This is a genomic window from Natronorubrum sp. A-ect3 (genome assembly GCF_041821125.1).
Classification (GTDB): domain Archaea; phylum Halobacteriota; class Halobacteria; order Halobacteriales; family Natrialbaceae; genus Natronorubrum; species Natronorubrum bangense.
Window position 1 is genome coordinate 19,236 of sequence record NZ_JBGUBB010000009.1, and the last position, 23,234, is coordinate 42,469.

A 23,234-nucleotide genomic window follows, 5' to 3' on the forward strand; every position below is an offset into this window, starting at 1 on the left:
GATTCCATGGGCGAACAACAAGAAATTGCATTGTCTAACCCACCAATAAAGAATGTCTTGGTAGTGTCCGCAATTGTTCTTGTCGCTACCGTCGTCGGGTCATGGGGAGTTAGCGCTACTGATAGTCTCGGGACGGTAGTAACGTGGATCTGGATCGGGATTGGACTCGCCGCACTCTATCTGCTTTACGACATCGCAAACAGTGTGAAAGAACTCAACTACAACTCTTAGCTGTTCAGTACCTCGCCCGTACTGACCGCTGAGCGGTGTTAATCCGATCAGTTACTGTAGATTTTGAAGAGAGTTGTGAGAACACCGCTTCCGTACGGAGCCAGCGCTAGCTGGCGAGTTGGTGAGGTGGTTATTCGCGTTCGCCGGCACCCAGCGCCGCCTCACCGACCTTCTCGTGGCCCTCGATAACTTCCTTCCCGCCCATGTACGGCCGCAGGGCTTCGGGAATCGTCACTGTGCCGTCTTCGTTCTGGTAGTACTCGAGGATCGCCACCATCACGCGGGGCAGGGCAAGCCCGGAGGCGTTCAGGGTGTGGAGGAACTCAGCCGATTCGTGACGCTCGGGCCGATAGCGCAGGCCGGCACGGCGAGCCTGGAAGTCCTCGAAGTTCGAGGCACTCGAGACCTCGAGCCAGCGGCCACCTTCCTCGGGGCCGTCCTCGAGGTCGTCGCCGGGGGCCCAGACTTCGATGTCGTAGGTCTTCGCGCTCGCGAACGTGAGGTCGCCGGTACAGAGTTCGAGAATGCGGTAGGGAAGGCCGAGTTCCTGGAGAACGGTTTCGGCTTCCGAAAGCAGCCCCTCGAGGCGGTCGTAGCTCGTTTCAGGTTCGACGAAGTTGACGAGTTCGACCTTGTTGAACTGGTGGACGCGCACGATCCCGCGCGTCTCGGTGCCGTGCTCGCCAGCTTCACGCCGGAAGTTCGGCGTGTACGCCTGATGTTTGAGCGGGAGGTCGTCTTTCAGGAGGATGTCGCCGCCGTACATGTTGGTGACCGGCACTTCGGCGGTCGGACAGAGCCAGAGATCGTCGTCGCCGTACTCGTCGTTGTCGCCGCCCAGCCGATAGGCGTCGTCGGCGAACTTCGGAAGCTGTCCAGTCCCGCGCATGGCCTTGCTCTTGACGGGAATCGGCGGGAAGAGGTCGACGTACCCCTGTTCGCGGTGGATATCCATCATGAACTGGATCAGCGCGTGCTCGAGTCGGGCGCCGTCGCCTTTGAGGAAATAGAAGCCAGCGCCAGTGGTCTTGGCACCGCGTTCCTCGTCGATGATGTCCAGTTCGTCGCCGAGTTCGTAGTGGGGCGTGACGTCCTCGGGCAGCGCACGGAGATCGTCGAAGCCCCAGCGCCGATCTTCGACGTTATGGCGCTCGTCGACCCCGAGTGGGACGCTCTCGTGGGGGATCTGTGGGACCTCGAGGAGGCGCTCTTTGAGTTCTTCTTTGAGCTCGGCGGCCTCGCTTTCGACGTCTTCGATCTCGGCTTTGAGCTCTTTCGAGCGAGCGATAGCCTCCTCGCGTTCTTCGTCTTTCCCTGCAGCGACGAGCTTGCCGATCTGCGTGGTGATCTCGTTGCGGTCGTGGCGCAGGTCATCGCCGCGGGCTTTCAGCTCTCGCCAGCGCTCGTCGATCTCGAGGATTTCGTCGAGATCGACGTCAGCACCTCGGTTGTCGAGGGCATCGCGCGCCGCGTCGGTGTTTTCGCGCAGATAAGTCCGATCGTGCATTGCTGGATCCTTCTTTGTGCCCCTCCAAAACCGTGTCGGAAGGCTGCATCGTGTGGCCACGATGGCCACATCCGGGCTGTGGATCGCCGGTTACATCGACCGCGCTCGGGAAACGTTTTTTTCGGCAGGGAACCGTCTTCGGTGTATGGACCCGCTCGAGGGCGAAGCGTCGTCGGTATCGGTTGAGTACGAGCCCGTCAGCGTCAAGGACGTGCTCGTCGAGATGAAAGACACGGCGGAGCTGCTGATCGATCTCTCTTATTCTGCAGTGCTCCACCGGAACACGGATCTCGCACAGGAAGTGCTCAAGCTCGAACAGCGCATGGACGTCCTCGAGCTTCGAGCACGGATGAGCCTTATGATGGCCGTGCGCAAGCCTGATGACGCCGAGGAGCTCGCTCCCGTGTTGGGAATCGTCGCCGCGACCGGTGAGATAAGCGATGCTGCCGGTGACATCGCAAAAATCGTCTTAGAGGAGATGGGGCTCCCCGATGCCATGCGTGCAGCGCTGCCCGAAGCCGCCGAAACGCTCGTTCGCGGCGTCGTCGATCCCAACTCCGCGTACGCTGATCGAACCCTCGTCGATATCGACCTTGAGTCGGAGACAGGGGTGCGCGTGATCGCGCTCCGGCGTGGTGACGACTGGCTGCTCAACCCCGGCCCGGAGACAACTGTCGCGGCCGACGATGTCGCGTTGCTCCGCGGCCCCGAGCTGGCGATTGGCGATGTCTACGAGACACTGACTGGCGACGTCTACGAGACGCCAACCGTCGACGACCCCGGGATTGAAGACTTAGAGCGGGCAGTGGACACGATTATCCACATGAAGAACCTCTCGGAGCTGGCGGTCGATCTGGCTTACAGTAGCGTGCTGTTCGACAGCGCAAAACTGGCCGAAGAGGTCCGAAACTTAGAGATAGAGGTCGACGCGTTACAGTCACGCTTCGAAGCCTGGACGCTGCGGGCGGCTGCCGACGCGGCGGATCCAGTGACGCTTCGGGGACTGATCCGACTGGGCAGCAGTACGGAGGTGATCAGCGACGCAGCGATCGACATCAGCGAGGGTGTGCTTCGAGATATCGACGTCCACCCGGTCGTGCAGCTGGCAGTTCAGGAAAGCGACGAGCTCATCACACGCGTCGAGATCGAGTCGGGAAGCGAACTCGACGGCACGTCGGTCGCAGCCGGCGTCCCGGACGTCGAGTCGACGATGTCGGTGATCGCCATCCGCCGGCCCGACGAAGGCTGGCTACTTGTGACTGACTCCGATGCCGAACTCCGTGGTGGCGACATCCTCATCTCCAAAGGGACACGGACGGCCGCGAGCGAGTTCGAAGCACTGGCACAGGCCTGATCGGCATCCGAAGACGGCACGCGGCGTCTCACTCGACGAACTCGAGTAAGATGCCGACGAGTTCGAGGTAGACGAACGTTCCGAGGACGACGACGGCAATTGCGAGGAGAAACGGAACGAGTGTCTGTCCCAGTCCTCGAAGCGGTACTGTTCGAAAGAGTCCGATCATCGTGCTGCCCGCCTCGTTGGGGCTGCGTGTTGGTGGGAGTGGTGTCGGTCTCGTCGGCCGTGAGCTGGTTCAGGCGACATATGTGAACAGCCAACAGCGTTGTACTTGAAACTCAGTCAGACGCCCGACAGACGTGGCGATGACAGGGTTTTGAGACACTGACTCAGACTGGTAGAAACTATCAGTGAAAGGCCACATTTTGTTTCACAGTTCGTCGCCGAGCGATGGCCTCGCGGATGTCGGTGATGGCCGGCAGATCAGAAGCCAAGCACCAGTGCCGAGACGCCGATAAAGATGACCATCCCGAAGACGTCAACGACGTTGGTGACGATGGGGATCGTCGTGTCGTCGGGGTCGATCCCCAGTCTGTAGGAGCCGTAGGTCGCGGCGAAGCTGAAAACGATCGCGATAACGGCGACGGACATCCCGCTGACGAGCGAGATGAACAACAGCGTGGCGAGCCCGATCGCGCTGTTGAAAAAGAGGACCCCGATCAGGTAGGCCCCGATACCAAGCGCCGTAAAGATCGTCGCCGCAAGTGCGAGGACCGCCGCAACGTTCGCCCACAGCACCCGATCCCGTGGATCGAGCTCCGTCGTCCCCAGGTGGAATCGTGTCGAGAGCCGCGAACTCAAAATCGCCCCGAGGTTGCCTCCCATGTCGACCATCGTGGGGACCATCACCGCCAGAATAGCGACCTCCTCGAGCATCTCTTCGGCGCTCTCGAGGGTAACGCCCGCCCAGAGGACGATGATCGAGAGGACGATCAACAGCGGAAACATATTGCTGACGATCGACTTCCAGTCCCACGTCCCAAGCGAGCCCTGCGGGACGACCATCAGACGATCACCTCGACGAGGCCGACCGCAAAGAGCATGAACAGCATGCCGAAGATGTCACCGAGAGTCGTAACGATCGGGCCGACGAGATTGTCTGGGTCGTAGCCGAACTTGTAGCCGGTGAAGATCAGCCCAAGCAGGCCGAAGATCATGATGACCGACGTCAGCATCCCCGCAATCAACATGATCCCGACGAGTTCATAGAGGGCTGCGACCTCCCAGCCAAGAATCAGGAGGCCGACCCAGGTGACGACCCCGATGACGATGGAAATCCCGATCCCATTGATAAACGACGCGAGGATTGCATTGACGAGACGATCGTCCCACTCGAATCGAGGGTCGATCAACCCCTGGTGGAGCCCGCTGGCGATTCGTCCTCCGAGAGCCCCGTAGACGTTCCCTCTTGTCGCGAGGAAGACGGGAATCATCACGAACAGACCAGGAAACCGTTCAATACTCTCGACCATCCCCTCAAGGACGATTCCAGCGAAGAGTCCGCCACCGAGTGCGATGAACAAGATAGGAAGTGCCTCCCGATAGATCGACCAGAAGTCACTGCGAACGCTCATATCAGTGCATTACTCAGTTGCAAGTTAAACGTACCGGGAACGAATGTCTCCGCAGTCGCTACCGGTGAATTCCGACGAGATCGTTTCGAGTTCACTGATAGGTGTCTGTTGAAGAGAATGAAGCGATCGTCGGAAATCAACGAGATGGAAGCGACAGTCGGCTCCTCGAGACGGTGCGTTCGTTACTGCTGGAGGTGCTCGAGAATATCGTCCGTGTCAGCCGGAACGGGTTCGGGGTCGCCACCGGCAGCGGCCGCAGCGTCAGGGTCTTTGAGCAGGTGGCCGGTCGTGAGACAGGCAACGCGTTCGTCGTCGTCGACGACGCCCGATGCACGGAGTTTTCGAAGGCCAGCGACGGAGGCAGCGGAGGCAGGTTCGACGCCGATCCCCTCGCGGGCGAGGGCTCGCTGGGCGTCAGTGATCTCCTCGTCGGAGACGGCAACGGCGGTGCCACCGGTTTCACGGATACCGGGGATGGCTTTCGGTGCGTTGACGGGGTTCCCGATCCGGATCGCCGTCGCACGCGTCTCGACATCGTCCCAGCGTCGGACCTCGTCGGCGTCGTTCTCGATCGCTTCGACCATCGGCGCAGCGCCGTCGGCCTGCACGCCCGTCAGCTTGGGGACGTCGTCCTCGTCGAGTTCGCCCGCCTGAACGAGTTCGCGGAACGCCTTGTACAGCGCCGAGGTGTTCCCGGCGTTACCCACCGGCAGGACGATTCGGTCGGGGACGGTGTCGTAATCGGCGAGAAAGCCCTCGAGGATCTCGAGGCCGATCGTCTTCTGGCCCTCGAGCCGGAACGGGTTCAGCGAGTTCAACAGGTACACCTCGCCTTTGGCGGCCAGTTCCTGAACGATGTCGAGGCAGGCGTCGAAGTTACCGTCGACCTCGAGAATGCGCGCGTCGTGCAGACTCGCCTGGGCGATTTTCCCGGCTGCGACCTTGCCCGCAGGCAAGAGCACGAGCGTCTCCATATCGCCACGAGTGCCGTAGGCGGCCAGCGCAGCGCTCGTGTTCCCCGTCGACGCACAGGCCAGTCGGCCGACGCCGAGTTCTTTGGCGACCTGAACACCGACAGTCATGCCTCGGTCTTTGAACGAGCCAGTCGGGTTCATCCCCTCGTGTTTGATTCGCAGCGCTTCGATGCCGATCTCGTCCTCGAGACGGGGCACCTCATACAGCGGCGTCGCTCCCTCCTGAATGGAGACACCCGCCTCGAACGGCAACGCGGCGGCATACCGCCAGACACCGTGCCCCTCGAAATCGTCGAACGTCGGCAGGTCTGCGTAGCGGACCTCGAGTAAGCCGCCACATTCGTCGCAGGTGTACCGGACGTCGTCAAACGGCGCAAACGTTTCGCCACACTCGATACACTCGAGCCAGACGCCATCGTCTGCGACGTCGGGAACGGCCGGCTGCTCTGCGGACAGGCTGAGACTCATTATCAGCCGAGAGGTGTGGCAGTGGCAAAAAGGACGTGGATTCGCCGGTCACCCTTGTGACTGACCCGCAGTCGGTTCCGATGCCGCCCATACTCGATGCTGCTGCTCCGACAGCCGTGTCTGCTCAGACAACGATGAGTGCAAGCAATACTGCAGGACCCAACAGCAGGATGACCGTCGCGAGTAGCAACCGAACTGACATGCTGATGGGATCCGATGTCGAACACTCTGATAACTGTCCCACACTGTTCAACACGGTAACCATTCCATACCAGAAATAACACCCAGCTTAACAGCGTGGACGGTGAGCAGCAGATCGCGTCGAACGCGGACAACACACTCGAGCAACCAGCTCAACACCGCCTTCTGAGCGTGGAGCCGGTTTTACAGCCCACCTTCTTTCGCTCGGGTTCGTTCCACTCACCGCTCACGAACAAATCTGGATCAAAAAGCCACTCGCGTCGCTCGCGGTTCTTACTCGAGCAACCAGCTCAATACGGCTTTCTGGGCGTGGAGCCGGTTTTCGGCCTGATCGAAGACGATCGACTGGTCGCTCTCGATGGCCTCGTCGGTGATCTCCTCGCCGCGGTGGGCAGGGAGACAGTGCATAATCGACGCTTCGGGGGCGTACTCGAGCAGGTCGGCTCCGACCTGGAAGCCCTCGAAGTCGTTCATTCGAACGTCGCGTTCGTCCTCTTGGCCCATGCTGATCCAGACGTCGGTGTAGATGATATCGGCGTCCGAGACCGCCTCGATCGGGTCCGTCGTCGTCGTCGGATCGCCACCGAGCTCGCGGGCACGCTCGAGCACTTCGTCGTCGAGTTCGTAGCCCTCGGGTGTGGCGACCGTCAGATCGATGTCGGTCAGCGCACAGCCGAGTGCGAACGACTGAGCGACGTTGTTGCCGTCGCCGATCCAGGTCGCTGAGACGCCATCGAAGCCGTCTTCCTGTTCACGGATCGTCTGGAGGTCCGCGAGCGTCTGGCAGGGGTGGGCGTCGTCGGTCAGCCCGTTGACGACGGGGACATCGGCGTACTCCGCGAGCACCTCGACGTTCTCGTGTTTGAACACGCGGGCCATCACGGCGTCGACGTACCGCGAGAGCGCACGCGAGGTGTCTTTTAGCGGCTCGCCACGACCCAGTTGGATGTCGTCTTCCCCGAGGAAGATCGCGTGGCCGCCCAGTTGGGTCATCCCCGTCTCGAAGGAGACACGGGTACGGGTGCTCGCCTTCTGGAAGAGCATCCCCAGGGTCTGGTCCTCGAGATCAGCATGGTCGTCGCCAGCTTCGACAGCGCGTTTGTACGCTGTGGCCCGATCGAGGACCGTGAGCAGTTCCGTCTCGGTGAGATCGTCGACGTCGAGGAAATGTCTCGGCTGTGTATCGTCAGTCTCTGTCGTCATTGTTGTATATGAAAATTGTATGCTCAGTTTTCGCTCAACGTCCGCGAGACACGCTCGAGGACGGCAACTGACTTGTCGAACTCCGACAGCGACAGTCGTTCGTCGGGTGCGTGATCTAAGTCGGAGTTGCCGGGGCCGTAGGTAACCATTGGACAGTCCCACGCGCCCGCGTAGATGTTCATGTCGCTGGTCCCCGTCTTGCGCACCAGTCGTGGCTCTTTGCCCTCCTTACGGATGGCGACGCGGAACGCTCGAGCGACCTCCGTTCGCGGGCTCATCATCACGGGCGGAACCTTGTCTTTCCAGGTCACGGTTCCGACCTCGAGTTCGGCTTCCGCGGCTTCGCGAACGGTCTCGACATCGAGTGCAGGCGGGACGCGCAACTGGACGTCCATCGTCGCCTCGACGGAGAGACCGTCCTCGCTGACACCGCCTTCGATGTCCACGGGCTTGGTCGTCACCTGCTCGAAGACGGGTTCGTACTCGCCACCTTCGAACTGTTTTTCGACGCCAGCCCACCAGCGAACGGCGTGTTGGATCGCGTTCGGGTCTGGCCGGGAGGTGTGGCCGGATTCGCTGGTTGCGACGTACGTGCCAGCGATGAGACCACGGTAGCCGAGCGTAATCCCATCAGTTCCGGAGGGTTCGCCGTTGACGACGGCGTTCGGTGCGTCGTCTCTGTCGGCGACGAGATAGCGCGATCCCTTCGAGTCGACTTCCTCGCCGACGACGCCGACGAAAGAGACGCCGGTGCGGACGGCGGCGGCCGCCATCGCGGCGAGGGGGCCTGTCGCGTCGACGCTGCCACGACCCCAGAGAACCTCGTCGTCGCCGGTTTCTTCGACCTCGACGGGGATATCCCCTGGCACGGTGTCGATGTGTGACGTGAGCAACACGGAATCGTCTGCTGGTGCGCGGACGTTGCCAACCGCGTCGATCCAGACCTCACGATTGTGGGCCTCGAAGAAGTCCACAAGCCGTTTGGCCGCCTTGCGCTCCTCGCGGGTCGGCGATGGGATCGAAACGAGGTCGACCAGCAGCTCCCGGGCGTCCGAAAGCGAGACATCCGCCGGTTCACTCGTGCTCGCGCTCATGATTCAGGGTCGTCGGGTGCGATAACCGCGCCAAGTGCGTCGACGAGCTGGTCTGCCTCCTCCTGGTCGAGCACCAGCGGCGGCAGCAGGCGCAGGACGGTCCGACCCGCCGGCAGCGCCAACACCTGGTGGTTGATCGCCAGGTCACGGGCGGCACGATTTGCTCCTCGCTTCAACTCGATGCCGATAAGCAGGCCCTCGCCGCGGACCTCGCGGATCTCGTCACCGAGCCTGGCCTCGAGTTCGGTCGTAAGGTAGTCGCCCATCGACGCGGCGTGGGCTGGCCACTCCTCTTCGACCAGCGTCGAAATCGTCGCGTGGACCGCCGCGGTGACGACGGGACCACCGCTGAACGTGGCGTTGTGTGAGGCCGCGCCGTCGGCGATCCAGTCTGCGACCACGACGCCACCGATAGGCAGGCCGTTGCCGAGTCCTTTCGCCGTCGTGAGGATGTCGGGCGTGACGCCAGCGTTCTGGCAGGCCCACATCGAACCCGTCCGTCCCATGCCGGTCTGGACCTCGTCGAAGACGAGCGCCGCATCGGCCTCGTCGGTTGCCTCACGGGCGGTCTCGAGGTAGCCCGCTGGCGGGACGTTGATGCCGCCTTCGCCCTGGATGGGCTCTAAGATGACGGCTGCAGTTTCGTCGTCGACGGCGTCGGCGAGTTCCTCGCCATCGCCGTAGGGGACGAACTCCACGTCGCCGGCCAACGGCTCGAACGGTTTCTTGTATTTGTCCTTCCAGGTCGCCGCGAGCGAGCCCATCGTCCGGCCGTGGAAGCTCCGGGTGGCGGCGATGATTTTCGAGTTGCCGGTCGCCGAGCGAGCGAACTTCAGTGCGGCCTCGTTGGCCTCGGTGCCGGAGTTACAGAACCACGCAGAGTCGAGCCCGTCGGGCGTCGACGCGACGAGCGCTGCGTAGGCATCCTCGCGGGACTGAACCGGGAACGAGGAGTCGACGAACGTCAGCTGGCCGACCTGTTCCTGTACCGCATCGACGACAGCCGGGTGGCTGTGTCCAAGCGGCGTACACGCGTAGCTCGCGCCCGCGTCGAGGTACTCTGTCCCGTCAGTGCTGTAGAGGGACGATCCCTCGCCGCGCTCGAGTGGGATCGGCTTGCTGCCGGAGATGAAGTCATGGTCGCTCATTGTGCAGCCTCCTCAGTGTTGAGGACGCCGGGCTCGAGGGTCGTTCCCTCGCCAGCGAGTGCACTCGAGATCGGTTCGTCTGCGTTCGCATCAGCGACGACGACCGAGGATGCACCGCCCGTCAGCGCCTCCTCTGCGGCCATGACTTTCTTCGTCATGAACCCTTCCGCAGCCGATTTGACGGTCTCGAACGCCTCGGGAGTCGACGCCGAATCGATTTTTGTCGACTCGTCGTCGGGGTCCTCGTAGACGCCGGAGACGTCCGTGAGGAGCACGAGGTCGGCCTCGAGTGCGCCGGCAACCGCCGCAGCGGCGCGGTCGGCGTCGGCGTTGACGGCCGTGTAGCCACCGTCTTTCTCCTTGCCGAGCACCGGGACGGAGACGACAGGCGTGTAGCCACCCTCGAGGAGGGTCTCGAGCAGATCCGCGTTGACCGACTCGATTGTGCCCGAGTGGTCGCCGCGTTTGATCTTTTTCTTGCCGTCTTCTTTGACGCGGACGGCTGACTTGCGCTTGCCTTCCAGCAGTTTGCCGTCGGTGCCCGAGAGGCCGACTGCGTTGACGCCCTCGTTCTGGAGACTCTCGACCAGATCGGTGTTGAGCTTGCCGGGCATCACCATCTTGAAGACGTCCATGGTACGATCGTCGGTAAAGCGGCCGACGACGCCGCCAGGAGTCTCGACGTAGGTCGGCTCCTCGCCGAGTTCCTCGAGCGTCTCGTCGACGGCGGTTGAGCCGCCGTGGGTGAGTACGACGTCCTCGCCATCCTCGACGAGACTCGCAACGTCCGCGAGTGCGCCTTCGGGATCGACGGCGCGTGCGCCGCCGATTTTGACGACGGTCGTCATGGTGCCCCCACGGGGTGCAGCCCCGCAAACTCGAGTCCGGCCGTCTCCTCGAAGCCCAGCGCGATGTTGGCGGCGTGGACTGCCTGGCCCGCCGAGCCTTTCATCATGTTGTCGATCGCCGAGAAGACGACGATGCGCTTGTTCGAGGGGTCGAGTTCGAAGCCGACTTCGGCGAGGTTCGTCCCCGCGACCGACTTCGGCTCTGGGTAGCGGTAGACGCCGGAGCCACCGGCAGCCATGCGGACGAACGGCTCGTCCTCGTAGGCGCCGCGGTAGGCCTTCCAGAGGTCGCCTTTCGAGACGGGACCCGACGGGAAGACGTGGCTCGTCGCGCTCGCGCCGCGGATCATATCGACGGCGTGGCAGGTAAACGCCACTGAGGTGCCGAGGAACTGCTCGATTTCGGCTTCGTGTCGGTGACCCGTCGGCGCGTAGGGACGGACGACGCCCGAGCGCTCGGGATGGCTCGAGGCCTCGCCGCCGCCGGCGCCGCCTTCGGAGGAGCCGACTTTCACGTCGACGACGACCTGCTCGCCACCCTCGAGAATCCCCTGGTCGAACAGCGGGTAGAGGCCGAGGATCGTCGCGGTGGCGTTACAGCCGCCGCCGGCGATCAGCTCCGCGCCCGCGAGGTTCTCACGGTTGATCTCGGGCAGGGCGTACTCCGCCTTCTCGAGATACTCTGGTGCGCTGTGGCCGTCGTACCACTCGTCGTACTGTGCTTCCGTATCGAGCCGGAAGTCAGCCGAGAGGTCGACGACGGTGTCGGCGATCTCGAAGAACTCGTCGATCTGTCCCATCGAGACGCCGTGTGGCGTCGCCGCAAAGAGGACATCGACGCTTTCGAGATCCTCGGGTTCGGTAAAGCGCAGGTCCGTGCCGCGCAGCGGTGGGTGGACGGAGCCGACGCTTTTGCCGGCTTTCGATCGACTCGTGACTTCGGCGATCTCGACGTTCGGGTGGCCGGCGAGCAGTCGCAGCAGTTCGCCGCCCGTAAAGCCCGAGCCGCCGATGACGGTCGCAGTAGCGGTTTCGGTGGCTGCCATCAGGCGCTCACCTCGAGTTCGTTCTCGGCAGCGTCGGCTGCCTTCTGCTCAAGCCAGTCGACGACGGTGCCGGCGATGTCGGTGTCGACGGCGCCGTCGAGGGCTTTGAACTCGACAGTGTGGTTGACCTCGTGGACAGTATAGCCGTCTTCGGTCTCCATCAGGTCGATACCGAGCAGTCCACCGCCAACGGCGTCGCTGGCCTTTTCGACGAGTTCAATAGCCTCTTCGTCTGGCTCGAAGACGTCCGTCTCCGCGCCTTTGGCGGCGTTGGTGATCCAGTGGTCCGACGAACGGACCATGCCGGCGATCGGCTCGCCATCGGTCGCGAGCACGCGGATGTCACGGCCGGGTTTCTCGACGAACTCCTGGACGTAGAACACCTTGTGCTCGTAGTGGCCGAGCGTGGCCTTGTGCTCTAAGATGGCTTCGGCGGCGTCCGGCGAGTCGATCTTGGCCATCAGGCGGCCCCACGATCCCACGACGGGTTTGAGCACGCAGGGGTAGCCAAAGTCTTCGATGGCTTCCATCGCGGTCTCTTTGGTGAACGCGACCTTGGTCGCCGGCGTCGGCACGCCTGCCTGCTCGAGCGCGAGACTGTTTTTCACTTTGTCCGCACAGATGTCGGCTGTCTCGTGGCTGTTGACCACGGGGATGCCGTAGGCCTCGAAAAACTGCGTGGCATAGAGGCTGCGGCTCGTGGCGAGACAGCGATCGACGACGATGTCGAGGTCAGCGAACGCTTCGGGGGCCTCGCTGATGTCGAACGTCTGCTTGCGGACGTCGATCTTTGCGACCTCGTGGTCGCGCTCGCGAAGCTCGTTGAGCAGGAGCTTCTCGTCCTTGCGAATCCGGGAATAGAGTATTCCTACGTTCACGCGAACCACCCCTGGTGTGTGAGCTCAGGGCTCAAGGTAGTCGCGACCGTGTGCAAGGTCACTCACCCCAGTCCTCTTCGAGCTCGGGGGCTCGCTCGAGGACTGGCGGCTCGGTGTCGACGACTTCAAGCTCTGCGCCACAGGTCGTACAGTCAACGATCTCTCCCACTTCCAGATCATCGTGCAGGGACACTTCCGCCCCACACTCGACGCATTCGGTCATTGTACCTGCAACTGGGAGCCAATAACCCTTAAACCCTTCGAACTTATCAAGAGATATACACGAAGCGCAGTATCGTCTAATGGAGTGAAAGTACTGTTTTCCAGCCGATTACGGTTTCCGTATCATGGAGTTGGTAGTTTGTCCCCTGACGGGGACCGCCGCGAAATCGTGGGTCGCACTCGAGCAACCGAACGGTTCGCCACTGTGGGGTGTACAGGCTCAAACATAGCCGTTTACCTCCGAGCGAAGCGTCTGACGAGCTGTTTCGAGTGCGTCGTCGGTCACTTCGAGCGTTTCGTTGTCGGCCTCGAGCGCATCGCGAGCCGCCTCGAGCTGTGGGTCGACGGCCTCGGGAGCGGGCCCACCCTGTGAGTCACGGCTCGCAACGCTTTCGGCGGGATCGAGGGCGGCCTCGACGGCATCGGGGTCGACGACTGACTCGAGGGGTTCACCGAGCACCTCCTCGGCAGCGGCCGCGATCGCGTCGTAGTCTGCTCCACTCTCCGCTGCAATCGCAACGAGTTCGTGTGCCGTCCGGAACGGCAACCCATTCGCCGCAAGCAGGTCAGCGACGCCGGTCGCCGTCGAAAAGCCCGCGCCAGCTTCTGCCGCGAGCGTCTCTGCGTTCCAGTCGGCCGTCGCCACGGCCCCGGCCGCGACTTCGCTGGCTTCGGTCACCGCGTCGACGGTCTCCCAGGCGTGGGTCGTCGCACGCTGGAGGTCACGGTTGTACGCACGGGGGAGCCCTTTGAGCGTCGTCGTCAGCCCCTGTACGCTGCCGGCCGCATCGCCCGCGACCGCGCGAACGAGTTCCAGCGTGTCGGGATTTTTCTTCTGGGGCATGATCGACGACGTCGAGGAGTAGTCGTCGGCAAGGTCGACGAAGCCACGGTTGGCGAAGATGATGATATCTTCGGCCAGCCCGGACAGCGTCGTCGCATGTGTCGACAGCGCCTGGGTCGTCTCGAGCAAGAAATCGCGACTCGAGGAGGCGTCCATCGAGTTCTCGACAACCGACTCGAAGCCGAGCAACTCGGCGGTGCGTTCGCGGTCGATGTCGAACGTCGTGCCGGCGAATGCGGCCCCACCCAACGGCGACTGGTTGATCCGCTGGTAGGCATCGAAGAGGCGTTCCGTATCGCGACGAACCGCGCCTTCGTACGCCAGCGCCCAGTGTGCCACCGTCGTTGGCTGGGCTGGCTGGAGGTGCGTGTAGCCGGGCATGATCGTCTCCGTGTGCTCGGCGGCGACCTCGACGAGCGACTCGCGCAGTGCGAGCGTTGTCTCGATCGCCTCGAGGACGTCCTCACGCAGGCGATAGCGGATGCAGGTCGCGACCTCGTCGTTTCTCGAGCGTGCGGTGTGCATCTTCCCGCCATCGGGGCCGACCCCCTCGATGACGGCCGTCTCGATGGCCTCGTGGACGTCCTCGCCGTCGGGCAAGGAGGCGTGGCCGTCGACTTCGATCGCATCGAGTGCCATGAGGATCTTGCCCGCAACGTCGTCGCCGATGATGTCCTGCTCGGCGAGCATGATGGCGTGTGCGCGGTCGATCTCGATATCGGCCTCGAAGATCCGTTCGTCAGCCGCAAGCGAGGAGAGGAAGCTCCGGGCGGGGCCGCCGCTGAATCGGTCCCGCCGGACGACACCTTCGTCACCCGAGATGCCGCTTCCGTCGGTTTCCAGTGTGGATTCGGTCGGCCCGTCGTGAGCGCTCTCCTCAGTCATTGTTATTCGTCCTCGTCCGTGTTCGCCGCGATCGCTTCGTTTGCGAGACGGCGCTGGAAGCCGTGGTACTTCGCGACGCCGGTGGCGTCTTCCTGGGTGATCTTCCCAACCGTTTCGGTGTCGAAGGAGGCGTGTTCAGCCGAGTAGGCCGCGAATTTGCTGTCGCGAGCCACGGCGCGAGCCTGGCCACCCTCGAAGCGAATCGTGACGGTGCCGGTGACGCGTTTCTGGGTTTCGTCGATGAAGCCCTCGAGTGCGCCGACGAGCGGGGCGTCGATCAGGCCCTCGTAGCCCTTCTTGGACCACTTCTGGTCGATCAGCTGCTTGAACTCACGTTCTTCCTGCGTGAGGACGAGCCCTTCGAGCGCCTCGTGGGCGTTGAGCAGCGTCGTCGCTGCGGGGTGCTCGTAGTTCTCACGAACCTTCAGCCCGAGCATACGGTCTTCCATCGAGTCGGTACGGCCGACGCCGTAGGCGCCAGCGACCTCGTTCAGGTGCTCGATGAGCTCGACGGGCTCGTACTCGACGCCGTCGACGGCGACGGGACGACCCTGCTCGAACTCGATGTCGATCTCCTGGGTCTCGCCGGTTGGGGCCTGCGTCCAGGCGTAGATGTCCTCCGGTGGGACGTAGCTTGGGTCCTCGAGGTCGTCGCCCTCGACGGAGCGACTCCAGAGGTTGGTGTCGATCGACCAGTCGCCGCCACTGCCACCCTCGACGGGGAGGTCTTTCTCGGCGGCGTACTCCTGTTCCCACTCACGGGTCAGACCGAGTTCACGCACGGGGGCGATGACCTCGAGGTCGGAGTTACGCCAGACAGCTTCGAAACGCAGCTGGTCGTTTCCTTTGCCCGTACAGCCGTGGGCGATGCCGGTACAGCCCTGTTCTTCTGCGACCTCGAGAATTGCCTCGGCGATCACTGGGCGGGCAAGTGCCGTCCCGAGTGGGTAGCCCTGGTAGGTCGCGTTCGCGCGAACGCTCTCAAGGCAGAGGTCTGCGAACTCTTCTTTCGCGTCGACGACGTAGTGTTCGAGGCCGAGTGCCTCGGCAGTCTCTTCGGCTTCGTCGAACTCTGAAGCCGGCTGGCCGACGTCTACCGTGACGCCGATAACGTCGTCGTATCCGTACTCTTCCTCAAGCAGCGGGACACAAACAGTCGTGTCAAGCCCACCCGAGAACGCAAGTGCGACGCGTGTCATATGGTACTCGAGTGAAACAGCAGGAGGGACTTAAGGACATTGATTTTAACTGCGTAAATTAAGGACAGAGCGGCTGCTAACAGGAAATTTGGCGTTTCTGGGATAGTGGAACAATCCGGTGACGTGGGGTGTGATGTAGGTCGGGCTCAAAGGCCCGCCGTCGCCGTCGTCGCCGCGGAGAAGCAGTCCCGTCGGTACCGGAAACCGAACTCGTGGTTCCGACGGTGAGACTCATTGGTGGGGGAATGGCAGTCCTCTGTATTAAATCCTGCTGAATAGCGAGCAACGTGACGGCTACGTCTCCGCTTCGTCCTCGTCGGGAAGCGCGAGCACGTTCTCCCGACCGATCCGGAAGACCTCAATCTCGTCGTCTTCTCGCAGGCTCCCGACGACTTGGCTCGTTTTGGCTTCAGTCCAGTCCAGTTCTGAGACGACTGCCTGCTGTTTGATCCGGCCACCATGGGCCTCGAGCAGTTGCAGAACGCGTTCTTCGTTGCTGAGCAGGTCGGATGACGGCCCGTTCGAGCCATTAGCTGCACTCGAGCCATCGGCAACCGGCGGGGTCATACCGCCGCTGCTGGTCGTCGCCGCGTCGTCTCGGTTCCGTTTGAGCAACCAGCCAGCAGCGCCAACGGTCGCTAGCAGGGCAAGCGCGGCCAGCACAGCAAGCCACGGCATCGACGGCCCATCCGTCGCTTCAGTCGGCTGTCCGTCATCGTTCGTCTCTTCGATCATGACGACAAGGGGTGGGTCGGGTGAAAACTCGGAGCCATCGCTGTCCCAGTAGACGTAGTCTTCGCCGACATCCTCCGGTGAGGGAGCGGTCTCCTCGATCGTGTAGCCCTCGGGGGCGATTATTTGTAGCGAGGTGTTCTGCGACAGAGTGTATCCTGCGAGTGCGTCGCCTGCCTCGATTCGATTCAGTTCGACGTACGCGAACTTCGACCACTCGAAGCGAACCTCGACACGGCCGATATCTCGCGGTGCAGCGCTCGTATCCGTCCCAACGGAGACGTTCGAGATCTCCATCTCGTCTCTCTCCGTCGCGTTTACCCCTTCAGCCAGGACCTCACTCCAGCGGGCTTCTTGGCTGTCGGCGTACGCCTCCGGATTCGCTTCGACATCCTCCTGAAGCGCTTCCCACGTGCCATCGGAGTTGTTCTCGAAGCGATATTCGATGGCGAACGTGGCCGACCCGTTTTCGGAGACGAAGATATCGATGTGGATATCGTCTGCTTGGGCGAGCCGGTCGCTCTCATCGGATGACTCCTGCATCAGTGCACCCTGTGCACCGGCGGTGCCAGCGGCCCCAGCCGAAAGGGCCGGCAGCAACGCGAGCGCACACCCGATACCCACGAGCACCCAGACCAGGGCCCAAAGCCCCTTTACATCCATTACAATCACATGCCGTAGCCGTCCAGATATGCTTTGCGACGTTGTAACGGTGTATTTTTCAGACAGTCACGCCTACATGAAGGTATGCTCGACACGCGTGGCGAACTCGAGGTCGAAACACTTCTGAAAATCGTCCTCGGACTGGTCGCCGTCTTACTGGTCTTGCAGATCCTCCAGACACTGGTCAGCGGACTCGCCAGCCTGCTCGGCCCGTTTTTCTTGCTGGTCCAGCTTGCGATCGCCGTCCTGATCGTCCTCTGGTTGGTCGATCGGATCTAACTCACAAGTCGCCAGATCAGCACACTCATACGCGAACCACCCCTACAGCGAGGCACGTGTACAGCGTCAACGTCCCGGTCCCCGGTCGCGTCCGCACGCTCGCGAACGAACTCTACCCTGATCTCGTCGGCTTCGAGCACGTCCGTGAGGAGCACTCGTGTCTGCTCAAACGCCTCGGCGAAGCCGACCACGTCGCCCAGTTACAACACCGCGCACATCGCGCGCTCGAGGGCGCGCCCGCAGTCGAGGCCCAGATCACCGAGATCAACTACTTCGAAGACCCCCCACTCGGATCAGCCCCCGTCGTCTATCTCGCCGTCGAGAGCCCCGGCCTCGAGTCGATTCACAACGATCTCACTGAGGCGTTCGAGGTCGTCGAGGGACTCGAGGGCGACGACTACGTCCCCCACGTCACGCTGGCCCGCGGCGGCGACCTCGAGACTGCGAAACGACTGGCCGACCGCGAAATCGAGCCGATCAAATGGACGGTCAACGGCCTCGAGTTCTGGGATGGAACGTACAAACTCCCAGTGAGTCGGGTGTCGTTGCCAGCCTAACTCGAGGGCTGTTAGGGCCGCGGCGACTCGCCATCGTAGGCGTCGTGGTCACCGTAGAAATTGAGCATCGCGAACTTCAGCTTCTCGGGGTCAATATCGAGCAGTTCCTCGCGTTCCTCGTGTGGGAACGTGCTGTTGACACTGTATCTGCCGAGGTCGGATTTGGCCGTCCGCGAGTAGCGCCGGTCGAGCAGTGCGCGGACGCCGACGTCCTCCGGCGAGCGAATCACTCGGCCGAGCGCCTGTCTCGTTTTGCGAATCGTCGGAATCTCAACGGCGTAGCGCCAGCCGGTCTCGGTTCCCTCGAAGGCCGCGTCGTAGGCCTCCTGTACGGCCTCGGCTCGGTCGTCGAGATGCGGGTACGGCACGCCGACAACCAGCACCGTGGTCGCGTCGTCGCCGTCGAAACTTACCCCTTCTGCGAGGGTTCCCCACAGCGAGGTACACAACACCGCCCCGTCGTCTGCGACGAACCGCTGGCGCAACCGCTCGACTGACTCACCCGGTTCGTCCAGGTACACCGTCTTCTCCGAGCGGCGCTCGAGGCGGTCGGCATACCGGCCCGCTTCGCCGTAGTTGGGGAAAAACGCGAGCGTGTTTCCGGGAGTCATCCGCACGGCGTCGTGGATCGTCTCCGTTACGGTCTCTTGGACGTCGGGATCGTCCCGGTCCGAGGCGAACAGCGGCGGCGTCTCGACGGCGTACGTTCGCCGTCTGTCCGCGGGAAACTGCAACCCGTAGGCCATCGTAACCGGCTCCTCGAGGCCCAACACGCTCTCGGTGACGTCGAACGGCTGAAGGGTCGCACTCATCAGGACGGTGCTCGAGACCTCCTCGAACAGTCGCCCCGTCACCTGCCGCGGCAGACAGGAGTACAGCTCCGCGCGGCCGTAGACTTCGTCGGTGCCGGCATCGCGGGTGACGGCGACGACCGGGTACAGCCCCTCGGCCGTTCCCTCGTCGAGCCACGCGCTAACGAACGCCGCGGCCTGGAGCGTTTGACACTCCGTTCGCGTTGCCGTTTCGCCCTCACGGTAGGCCTCTTCGTACTGCTCGTCGAGTTCCTGGCCGAGTTCCATCGCGGCCTCGAGGTCGTCGTCGATTCCCCGGCCGGAGTAACGCTGGAGGAACTCGAGTGTCAGGTCATCGCGTCGGTCATCGTTGGCGATCGAGATATCAGTCCAGTTCTCGCCGATCGCTTCACGATCGCCGAAGCCAAACGACGCTTCGTAGGTCTCGACCAGCGCGCGGTGAAACGCCGAGAGGACGTTGCCGGCGTTCTCGGCTCGCGAGTCGTCGGCCTCCGCGAGTTCGTCCAGCGCCGAGTCGAACGTGCGCTCGGAGCAGGTCCGGGTGGCGTGTTCACGAGCGGCGTCTTCGACGTTGTGGGCCTCGTCGAAGACGACGATGACGTCCTCAGGATCGCGACCCAGCCAGCGGAAAAACTGCTGTCGGATCGTCGAGTCGAGCAGATGGTGGTAGTTACAGACGACGAGGTCGACACCCTCGAGGCCCTCCTTGAGGAGTTCGTACCCACACAGCTGCTGGCTGTCGGCGTACTCGTAGATCTCATCCGGCGTGCGGACGTCTTCGAACAGCCAGCCGAAGAAGTCGTCCGTGTCTTCGGTCAGGTTGTTCCGGTAGTACTCACAGACGTTCTGCTTCTCGAGATCATCGAGTCGCTCCTCGAGTGACTCGAGTTCGTCCATGACGGCGCTTCGGGCGTCGGCTGCACCGCTGTCGCCGTCTTGGCTCTCTGTGAGGAGTTCGCGCTGGCGGCGCTCAAGCTGTCGTTTGTCGCGTTCGGTGTCGACGACTGCGCGGGTGTTATCCCGCAGGGCCTGACACTCCTCGTAGCCAACATCGATGTGACACATCGACGATTTGCCCTTGAAAACGACCGCTCGAATCCGTTCTTCGCGGGTGATCGCGCGGGCCTCGGCGACGAACTGGCGCATCTGCTGGTGGACGTTAGTCGTAATGACGACCGTCTTGTCCTGCTCGCGGGCGACCTCCAGCGCTGGAACCAGCGACGAGAGCGTCTTTCCGGTTCCACAGGCTCCTTCGAAGAGGACGTTCTGCCCGCGTGTCAACGCGTTATGGATGCGATCCATCGCCTCGCGCTGATTCTCGTACGGCTGGTCGTACGGGAAAAAGCGCATGTACCCGGCAGTCTCGGACACGGTACGTGATTGGCTCTTCATTCGATAAAAGAGTTCGTCTCAGCCGATCCCCAGACGGTCCCGCCGCCCACGGGGACAGTGTGACGCGATGGCGAAAGGATCGTCATCCCCCGACCTGTAGCAGATCGTATGATTGCAATCTTCTCCGATACGCATCGCAGCCGTGGACACGGTCTCGAGGGCGAGGCGCTGACTGCGGCCCGCGAAGCCGATGTCGTGATTCACGCGGGTGACTTTACGAGTGCGACCGCACTCGAGGCGTTTCAAGACGAGTGTGCGGTACTCCACGCCGTCCACGGAAACGCCGACAGCGCGGCTGTCCGCGACCGACTCCCGACGGCCCGTACCGTCGAGGCTGATGGGATCAGATTCGCCGTCACCCACCGCCGAGACGGCGGCGAGATGGGACTCGTCATGTTCGGCCGCTCACGGGACGCCGATGTCGTCGTCTCGGGGCATAGCCACCGACCGACGGTCGTCGAGACTGAGGACTGTCTCCTCGTAAACCCCGGCAGCCACGCCGATCCACGCGGGAACCGGCCGGGGTTTGCCGTCCTCGAGGCGGTGGGGGACGACGAACACACTGGGGGTGAGACACGACTCGAAGGCGAGATCCGCCAACCGGATGGGACGCTCGTCGAGTCGTTCGAGGTCACGGGAACGGCGACAGCCGATCACACGGAGTAACCCAGGAGGAGAGGCGTCAGCGGGGTCGACGTGGGTGATCCCGTCTCGACCACGGCGGACGGCGACCCGTGTTCGAGACGTATGTGCTCCGTTGTTAGCCAGATGAATAGACACAGCGGAAGGTGAAACAGCTGTTTTACCGTTCGTCTCGCTCGTCTCGCCGCCTGCTCGCGTCGCGATCTCTCAGCAGTGTATCAGATGAACGAGGTCGAAACGGTTTTGCGCGCTGGCACAGTACGGGTCTTGTATGCTCGGTTTCCTCCCCGACGATCCCGTCATCATCGCGGTCGTGGTGATCCTCCTGTCGCTGGTCTTTTTCTCGTATCTGCTGATCCGGCGCACGATCCTCGAGTTCCGAGATGGGATGCGCTGACGGCCGTCAAACCGTGTCGAACACTGTGCTGACAGCGTCAACTGCGTTCTCGAGATCCGCTCGTGAGATGTCTCGATGGGTACAGAACCGAATCGTCGTCGCATCGAGCGCGGATGCGGCCACGCCTCGCTCGTGAAGCCGCTCGAGAACCGCTTCGGACTCGAGTCCCGTTTCAGCGACGTCGACGAGCACGATGTTCGTCTCGGGCGCGTGGACGTCGACCCCCTCAACGTCGGCTAGTCCATCGGCGAGCAGCCGTGCGTGTTCGTGGTCCGTCTCGAGCGTCGACACGTTCTCGAGGGCACACAATCCGGGTGCCGCGATGAGGCCAGCCTGTCGCATGCCGCCACCGAACAGCTTTCGCGTCCGCCGAGCACGTTCGACGAACGCCTCGCTGCCGGCGAGTATCGATCCGACCGGCGCGCCGAGCCCCTTCGACAGACAGAACATGACCGAGTCGACGGGCTCGGTGAGGTCGGTCACAGAGACGTCGAGCGCTGTCGCGGCGTTGAACAGCCGTGCCCCGTCGACGTGAACCGGCACACCGCGCTCGTGAGCCGCGTCGGCTGCGCCGGCGATCCGATCGGGGGCGATCGCGAGCCCGCCGCGGGCGTTGTGCGTGTTCTCGAGCCAGAGCAGTCCGGTTCCGGGTCGGTGAAGGTCCGCCGCGACGTACTCGTCGTCGACCTGTGCCGGCGACGGGACGCCACGCGCCGTCTCGAACGTCCGGAGCTGGAGGCCGGCGTGCTGGGCGAGGCCACCGAGTTCGTACTTGACGACGTGGCTTTTGCGATCTGCGAGCAGTTCTTGGCCCCGTTCGGTGTGGACGCGCGCCGCGATCTGGTTCCCCATCGTTCCCGATGGAACGTACAGGGCGGCGTCCATCCCCACCGCCGATGCGGCCCGTGCCTCGAGGTCGTTCACTGTTGGATCCTCGCCGTAGACGTCGTCGCCCACGTCGGCCGTGCGAGCAGCTTCGCGCATCCTTTCGTCGGGTGTCGTGACCGTATCCGAGCGGAGATCAATCATATGCTGACCAACAGCCGACGACAGGGAACCATTTACGGTCGTGCTGTTCGACGACGACTGCATGGACGACACCACCCGACAACTGAACCGGAGCCGTTCGAAACGACGATGAGCCAAGACGAGTCGACCGGCTCGAGTGGGCACACGCAAGGAAGGCGTCTCGTCTCGGTACTCCGTCTCGCGGCCGTCGCGTTGCTCGTCGTCGGCTTCAGCGGCTGGCTGCTTGACGACGGTGGGGAGGTCACACTCGAGTCTCCGTTTACGATCGCGTTCGGACTCGGTGTCGGCTGTGCGGTTGCCTCGATCTATCTCGGGATCTTTCTGGCGAATCGGGACTAACCGTCGATCGAAACGTCAGCCCCAGATGTGTTCAGCTGCCGAACGCTACGAACGCGGCTCGAAGCGGTGCAACACGGCCGTTTTGTCGTCATCCCATTCGGTGTCGTGGGTCCGTTCGATCCGGCGCTTGTACGACTCGAGATCAGGCGACCCCTCGGCGCGGGCGTCCTCGTCGGTGAGTTCACCGAGGCGCTCTTCAGTGACGTCGACGACTTCGAACGTGGTGTCGTCGATCTCGAAGGTATCACCCTCCGAGGCGTGTTTGTCACCACGGTGGAGCTGTGTGACGTCGCCCTCGAGTGCAGCCGTTCGGAGCCGTGGTGCCGGTAACAGATCGCTCGCGTCGATTGTGCCCATACCGAGCCGGTTTCGCTACAGGATAATAACCCTATCGGCAGCGTTAACAACGGCTGTGGAGGGCGAAAGGGGGTGTCAGTATGCAAGTAGAACAGCTATCTCCATCCCACAGTTATGCTGTGGTATGCCCTACCAATTTTCGTGTTCGGGTGGGAACTGTCAGTTCATGGTTCGCTCGAGTAGTTCCGACGAAGTGAAACGATTAGTTCGGGCACACGTGCGGATGACTCACGGCGGTCGGATCGATCAGTCAGACCTCGAACGTGGCATGGAACGGATCGAGCTGGCCTGATCGCGTTCGGATCGTTGTCGACGGACAGTGCAGACTGTGCTCGTGACCTCACATCACTACAGTC

26 protein-coding genes are annotated in these 23,234 nt (G+C 62.7%); 8 read left to right on the forward strand and 18 right to left on the reverse strand.

From position 1 onward, the window contains the following. Positions 1-6: 6 nt before the first annotated feature. Entirely contained in the window at positions 7-231 is a 225-nt protein-coding gene (locus ACERJA_RS17805; RefSeq protein WP_373609576.1) for an Mn2+/Fe2+ transporter, read from the forward strand. 130 nt (positions 232-361) lie between these two features. On the opposite strand, the gene serS is transcribed toward ACERJA_RS17805, so the two are convergent. Next, positions 362-1,738: a serine--tRNA ligase gene (gene serS / locus ACERJA_RS17810; protein ID WP_136350835.1), complete on the reverse strand. Its 1,377-nt coding sequence runs from the start codon at positions 1,736-1,738 to the stop codon at positions 362-364. A gap of 145 nt (positions 1,739-1,883) precedes the next feature. Here serS and ACERJA_RS17815 point away from each other — a divergent pair, with 145 nt between their 5' ends. After that, complete coding sequence (locus tag ACERJA_RS17815) at positions 1,884-3,092, forward strand: potassium channel family protein (RefSeq protein ID WP_373609577.1); 1,209 nt, start codon at positions 1,884-1,886, stop codon at positions 3,090-3,092. A gap of 28 nt (positions 3,093-3,120) precedes the next feature. Here the strand turns inward: ACERJA_RS17815 and ACERJA_RS17820 are convergent, their stop codons facing one another. The 14 genes from ACERJA_RS17820 to ACERJA_RS17885 all read right to left on the reverse strand — a co-directional run bounded on the left by ACERJA_RS17820 (position 3,121) and on the right by ACERJA_RS17885 (position 17,074). Next, the gene (locus ACERJA_RS17820; protein WP_006065197.1) at positions 3,121-3,261 is read right to left on the reverse strand and encodes a hypothetical protein; all 141 of its coding nucleotides are present in this window, start codon (positions 3,259-3,261) and stop codon (positions 3,121-3,123) included. Between the two features lie 257 nt (positions 3,262-3,518). Further along, the gene (locus tag ACERJA_RS17825; protein ID WP_373609578.1) at positions 3,519-4,100 is read right to left on the reverse strand and encodes a magnesium transporter; all 582 of its coding nucleotides are present in this window, start codon (positions 4,098-4,100) and stop codon (positions 3,519-3,521) included. Next, the gene (locus ACERJA_RS17830; protein ID WP_373609579.1) at positions 4,100-4,669 is read right to left on the reverse strand and encodes a magnesium transporter; all 570 of its coding nucleotides are present in this window, start codon (positions 4,667-4,669) and stop codon (positions 4,100-4,102) included. The genes ACERJA_RS17825 and ACERJA_RS17830 overlap by 1 nt, the downstream gene beginning before the upstream one ends. A gap of 182 nt (positions 4,670-4,851) precedes the next feature. Beyond that, complete coding sequence (thrC, locus tag ACERJA_RS17835; protein ID WP_373609580.1) at positions 4,852-6,111, reverse strand: threonine synthase; 1,260 nt, start codon at positions 6,109-6,111, stop codon at positions 4,852-4,854. Positions 6,112-6,585: 474 nt separating this feature from the next. After that, the gene (argF, locus tag ACERJA_RS17840; protein ID WP_006065201.1) at positions 6,586-7,515 is read right to left on the reverse strand and encodes an ornithine carbamoyltransferase; all 930 of its coding nucleotides are present in this window, start codon (positions 7,513-7,515) and stop codon (positions 6,586-6,588) included. A 23-nt stretch (positions 7,516-7,538) separates the two neighbouring features. Then, positions 7,539-8,609: a [LysW]-lysine hydrolase gene (locus tag ACERJA_RS17845; RefSeq protein ID WP_373609581.1), complete on the reverse strand. Its 1,071-nt coding sequence runs from the start codon at positions 8,607-8,609 to the stop codon at positions 7,539-7,541. Next, a complete protein-coding gene (locus ACERJA_RS17850) occupies positions 8,606-9,757 on the reverse strand; it encodes an aspartate aminotransferase family protein (RefSeq protein ID WP_373609582.1) in 1,152 nt (383 codons plus the stop codon). The genes ACERJA_RS17845 and ACERJA_RS17850 overlap by 4 nt, the downstream gene beginning before the upstream one ends. Then, positions 9,754-10,605: an acetylglutamate/acetylaminoadipate kinase gene (locus tag ACERJA_RS17855; protein WP_373609583.1), complete on the reverse strand. Its 852-nt coding sequence runs from the start codon at positions 10,603-10,605 to the stop codon at positions 9,754-9,756. The genes ACERJA_RS17850 and ACERJA_RS17855 overlap by 4 nt, the downstream gene beginning before the upstream one ends. Continuing rightward, on the reverse strand, positions 10,602-11,651 hold the full coding sequence (gene argC / locus ACERJA_RS17860; RefSeq protein ID WP_373609584.1) for an N-acetyl-gamma-glutamyl-phosphate reductase: 1,050 nt from the start codon (positions 11,649-11,651) through the stop codon (positions 10,602-10,604). The genes ACERJA_RS17855 and argC overlap by 4 nt, the downstream gene beginning before the upstream one ends. Next, positions 11,651-12,529 carry a lysine biosynthesis protein LysX gene (gene lysX, locus ACERJA_RS17865; protein WP_373609585.1) on the reverse strand — a complete coding sequence of 293 codons (879 nt, stop codon included), beginning with the start codon at positions 12,527-12,529 and terminating at the stop codon, positions 11,651-11,653. Before lysX ends, argC begins: the two co-directional genes overlap by 1 nt. A gap of 58 nt (positions 12,530-12,587) precedes the next feature. Then, the gene (gene lysW / locus ACERJA_RS17870; RefSeq protein WP_005554620.1) at positions 12,588-12,752 is read right to left on the reverse strand and encodes a lysine biosynthesis protein LysW; all 165 of its coding nucleotides are present in this window, start codon (positions 12,750-12,752) and stop codon (positions 12,588-12,590) included. 219 nt (positions 12,753-12,971) lie between these two features. Further along, positions 12,972-14,480 (reverse strand): argininosuccinate lyase, encoded by a 1,509-nt coding sequence (gene argH, locus ACERJA_RS17875; protein WP_373609586.1) that lies wholly within the window; start codon positions 14,478-14,480, stop codon positions 12,972-12,974. Between the two features lie 2 nt (positions 14,481-14,482). Beyond that, entirely contained in the window at positions 14,483-15,679 is a 1,197-nt protein-coding gene (locus ACERJA_RS17880) for an argininosuccinate synthase (protein WP_373609587.1), read from the reverse strand. 294 nt (positions 15,680-15,973) lie between these two features. Next, complete coding sequence (locus tag ACERJA_RS17885; RefSeq protein WP_373609588.1) at positions 15,974-17,074, reverse strand: helix-turn-helix transcriptional regulator; 1,101 nt, start codon at positions 17,072-17,074, stop codon at positions 15,974-15,976. A gap of 84 nt (positions 17,075-17,158) precedes the next feature. On the opposite strand from ACERJA_RS17885, the gene ACERJA_RS17890 reads away from it, so the two are divergent. Next, positions 17,159-17,353 (forward strand): hypothetical protein, encoded by a 195-nt coding sequence (locus tag ACERJA_RS17890; RefSeq protein ID WP_006065210.1) that lies wholly within the window; start codon positions 17,159-17,161, stop codon positions 17,351-17,353. 56 nt (positions 17,354-17,409) lie between these two features. Next, positions 17,410-17,910, forward strand: a complete 501-nt coding sequence (locus ACERJA_RS17895) for a 2'-5' RNA ligase family protein (protein ID WP_373609589.1) — start codon at positions 17,410-17,412, stop codon at positions 17,908-17,910. 11 nt (positions 17,911-17,921) lie between these two features. Here ACERJA_RS17895 and ACERJA_RS17900 read toward each other — a convergent pair whose 3' ends face one another. Then, positions 17,922-20,093 carry an ATP-dependent DNA helicase gene (locus ACERJA_RS17900; protein WP_373609590.1) on the reverse strand — a complete coding sequence of 724 codons (2,172 nt, stop codon included), beginning with the start codon at positions 20,091-20,093 and terminating at the stop codon, positions 17,922-17,924. A 129-nt stretch (positions 20,094-20,222) separates the two neighbouring features. Between ACERJA_RS17900 and ACERJA_RS17905 the strand changes: the two genes are divergently transcribed. Both ACERJA_RS17905 and ACERJA_RS17910 read left to right on the forward strand, forming a co-directional pair. Beyond that, a complete protein-coding gene (locus ACERJA_RS17905) occupies positions 20,223-20,780 on the forward strand; it encodes a metallophosphoesterase (RefSeq protein ID WP_373609591.1) in 558 nt (185 codons plus the stop codon). A 247-nt stretch (positions 20,781-21,027) separates the two neighbouring features. After that, a complete protein-coding gene (locus tag ACERJA_RS17910; RefSeq protein WP_006065214.1) occupies positions 21,028-21,153 on the forward strand; it encodes a hypothetical protein in 126 nt (41 codons plus the stop codon). Between the two features lie 6 nt (positions 21,154-21,159). Here the strand turns inward: ACERJA_RS17910 and ACERJA_RS17915 are convergent, their stop codons facing one another. Beyond that, positions 21,160-22,182 carry a low specificity L-threonine aldolase gene (locus tag ACERJA_RS17915; protein WP_373609592.1) on the reverse strand — a complete coding sequence of 341 codons (1,023 nt, stop codon included), beginning with the start codon at positions 22,180-22,182 and terminating at the stop codon, positions 21,160-21,162. Positions 22,183-22,290: 108 nt separating this feature from the next. On the opposite strand from ACERJA_RS17915, the gene ACERJA_RS17920 reads away from it, so the two are divergent. Beyond that, positions 22,291-22,521 carry a hypothetical protein gene (locus tag ACERJA_RS17920; RefSeq protein ID WP_049889690.1) on the forward strand — a complete coding sequence of 77 codons (231 nt, stop codon included), beginning with the start codon at positions 22,291-22,293 and terminating at the stop codon, positions 22,519-22,521. Between the two features lie 45 nt (positions 22,522-22,566). Here ACERJA_RS17920 and ACERJA_RS17925 read toward each other — a convergent pair whose 3' ends face one another. Next, positions 22,567-22,878, reverse strand: a complete 312-nt coding sequence (locus ACERJA_RS17925) for an ASCH domain-containing protein (RefSeq protein WP_373609593.1) — start codon at positions 22,876-22,878, stop codon at positions 22,567-22,569. A gap of 124 nt (positions 22,879-23,002) precedes the next feature. Here ACERJA_RS17925 and ACERJA_RS17930 point away from each other — a divergent pair, with 124 nt between their 5' ends. Next, positions 23,003-23,170: a DUF1059 domain-containing protein gene (locus ACERJA_RS17930; RefSeq protein WP_373609594.1), complete on the forward strand. Its 168-nt coding sequence runs from the start codon at positions 23,003-23,005 to the stop codon at positions 23,168-23,170. Positions 23,171-23,234 lie beyond the last annotated feature (64 nt).

Bases quoted from the DNA above. Each gene is read 5' to 3' on its own strand.
- ACERJA_RS17805 (WP_373609576.1), top strand. From the start codon at position 7: ATGGGCGAACAACAAGAAATTGCATTGTCTAACCCACCAATAAAGAAT.
- serS (WP_136350835.1), bottom strand. From the start codon at position 1,738: ATGCACGATCGGACTTATCTGCGCGAAAACACCGACGCGGCGCGCGAT.
- ACERJA_RS17815 (WP_373609577.1), top strand. From the start codon at position 1,884: ATGGACCCGCTCGAGGGCGAAGCGTCGTCGGTATCGGTTGAGTACGAG.
- ACERJA_RS17820 (WP_006065197.1), bottom strand. From the start codon at position 3,261: ATGATCGGACTCTTTCGAACAGTACCGCTTCGAGGACTGGGACAGACA.
- ACERJA_RS17825 (WP_373609578.1), bottom strand. From the start codon at position 4,100: ATGGTCGTCCCGCAGGGCTCGCTTGGGACGTGGGACTGGAAGTCGATC.
- ACERJA_RS17830 (WP_373609579.1), bottom strand. From the start codon at position 4,669: ATGAGCGTTCGCAGTGACTTCTGGTCGATCTATCGGGAGGCACTTCCT.
- thrC (WP_373609580.1), bottom strand. From the start codon at position 6,111: ATGAGTCTCAGCCTGTCCGCAGAGCAGCCGGCCGTTCCCGACGTCGCA.
- argF (WP_006065201.1), bottom strand. From the start codon at position 7,515: ATGACGACAGAGACTGACGATACACAGCCGAGACATTTCCTCGACGTC.
- ACERJA_RS17845 (WP_373609581.1), bottom strand. From the start codon at position 8,609: ATGAGCGCGAGCACGAGTGAACCGGCGGATGTCTCGCTTTCGGACGCC.
- ACERJA_RS17850 (WP_373609582.1), bottom strand. From the start codon at position 9,757: ATGAGCGACCATGACTTCATCTCCGGCAGCAAGCCGATCCCACTCGAG.
- ACERJA_RS17855 (WP_373609583.1), bottom strand. From the start codon at position 10,605: ATGACGACCGTCGTCAAAATCGGCGGCGCACGCGCCGTCGATCCCGAA.
- argC (WP_373609584.1), bottom strand. From the start codon at position 11,651: ATGGCAGCCACCGAAACCGCTACTGCGACCGTCATCGGCGGCTCGGGC.
- lysW (WP_005554620.1), bottom strand. From the start codon at position 12,752: ATGACCGAATGCGTCGAGTGTGGGGCGGAAGTGTCCCTGCACGATGAT.
- argH (WP_373609586.1), bottom strand. From the start codon at position 14,480: ATGACTGAGGAGAGCGCTCACGACGGGCCGACCGAATCCACACTGGAA.
- ACERJA_RS17880 (WP_373609587.1), bottom strand. From the start codon at position 15,679: ATGACACGCGTCGCACTTGCGTTCTCGGGTGGGCTTGACACGACTGTT.
- ACERJA_RS17885 (WP_373609588.1), bottom strand. From the start codon at position 17,074: ATGGATGTAAAGGGGCTTTGGGCCCTGGTCTGGGTGCTCGTGGGTATC.
- ACERJA_RS17890 (WP_006065210.1), top strand. From the start codon at position 17,159: ATGCTCGACACGCGTGGCGAACTCGAGGTCGAAACACTTCTGAAAATC.
- ACERJA_RS17905 (WP_373609591.1), top strand. From the start codon at position 20,223: ATGATTGCAATCTTCTCCGATACGCATCGCAGCCGTGGACACGGTCTC.
- ACERJA_RS17910 (WP_006065214.1), top strand. From the start codon at position 21,028: ATGCTCGGTTTCCTCCCCGACGATCCCGTCATCATCGCGGTCGTGGTG.
- ACERJA_RS17915 (WP_373609592.1), bottom strand. From the start codon at position 22,182: ATGATTGATCTCCGCTCGGATACGGTCACGACACCCGACGAAAGGATG.
- ACERJA_RS17920 (WP_049889690.1), top strand. From the start codon at position 22,291: ATGAGCCAAGACGAGTCGACCGGCTCGAGTGGGCACACGCAAGGAAGG.
- ACERJA_RS17925 (WP_373609593.1), bottom strand. From the start codon at position 22,878: ATGGGCACAATCGACGCGAGCGATCTGTTACCGGCACCACGGCTCCGA.
- ACERJA_RS17930 (WP_373609594.1), top strand. From the start codon at position 23,003: ATGCCCTACCAATTTTCGTGTTCGGGTGGGAACTGTCAGTTCATGGTT.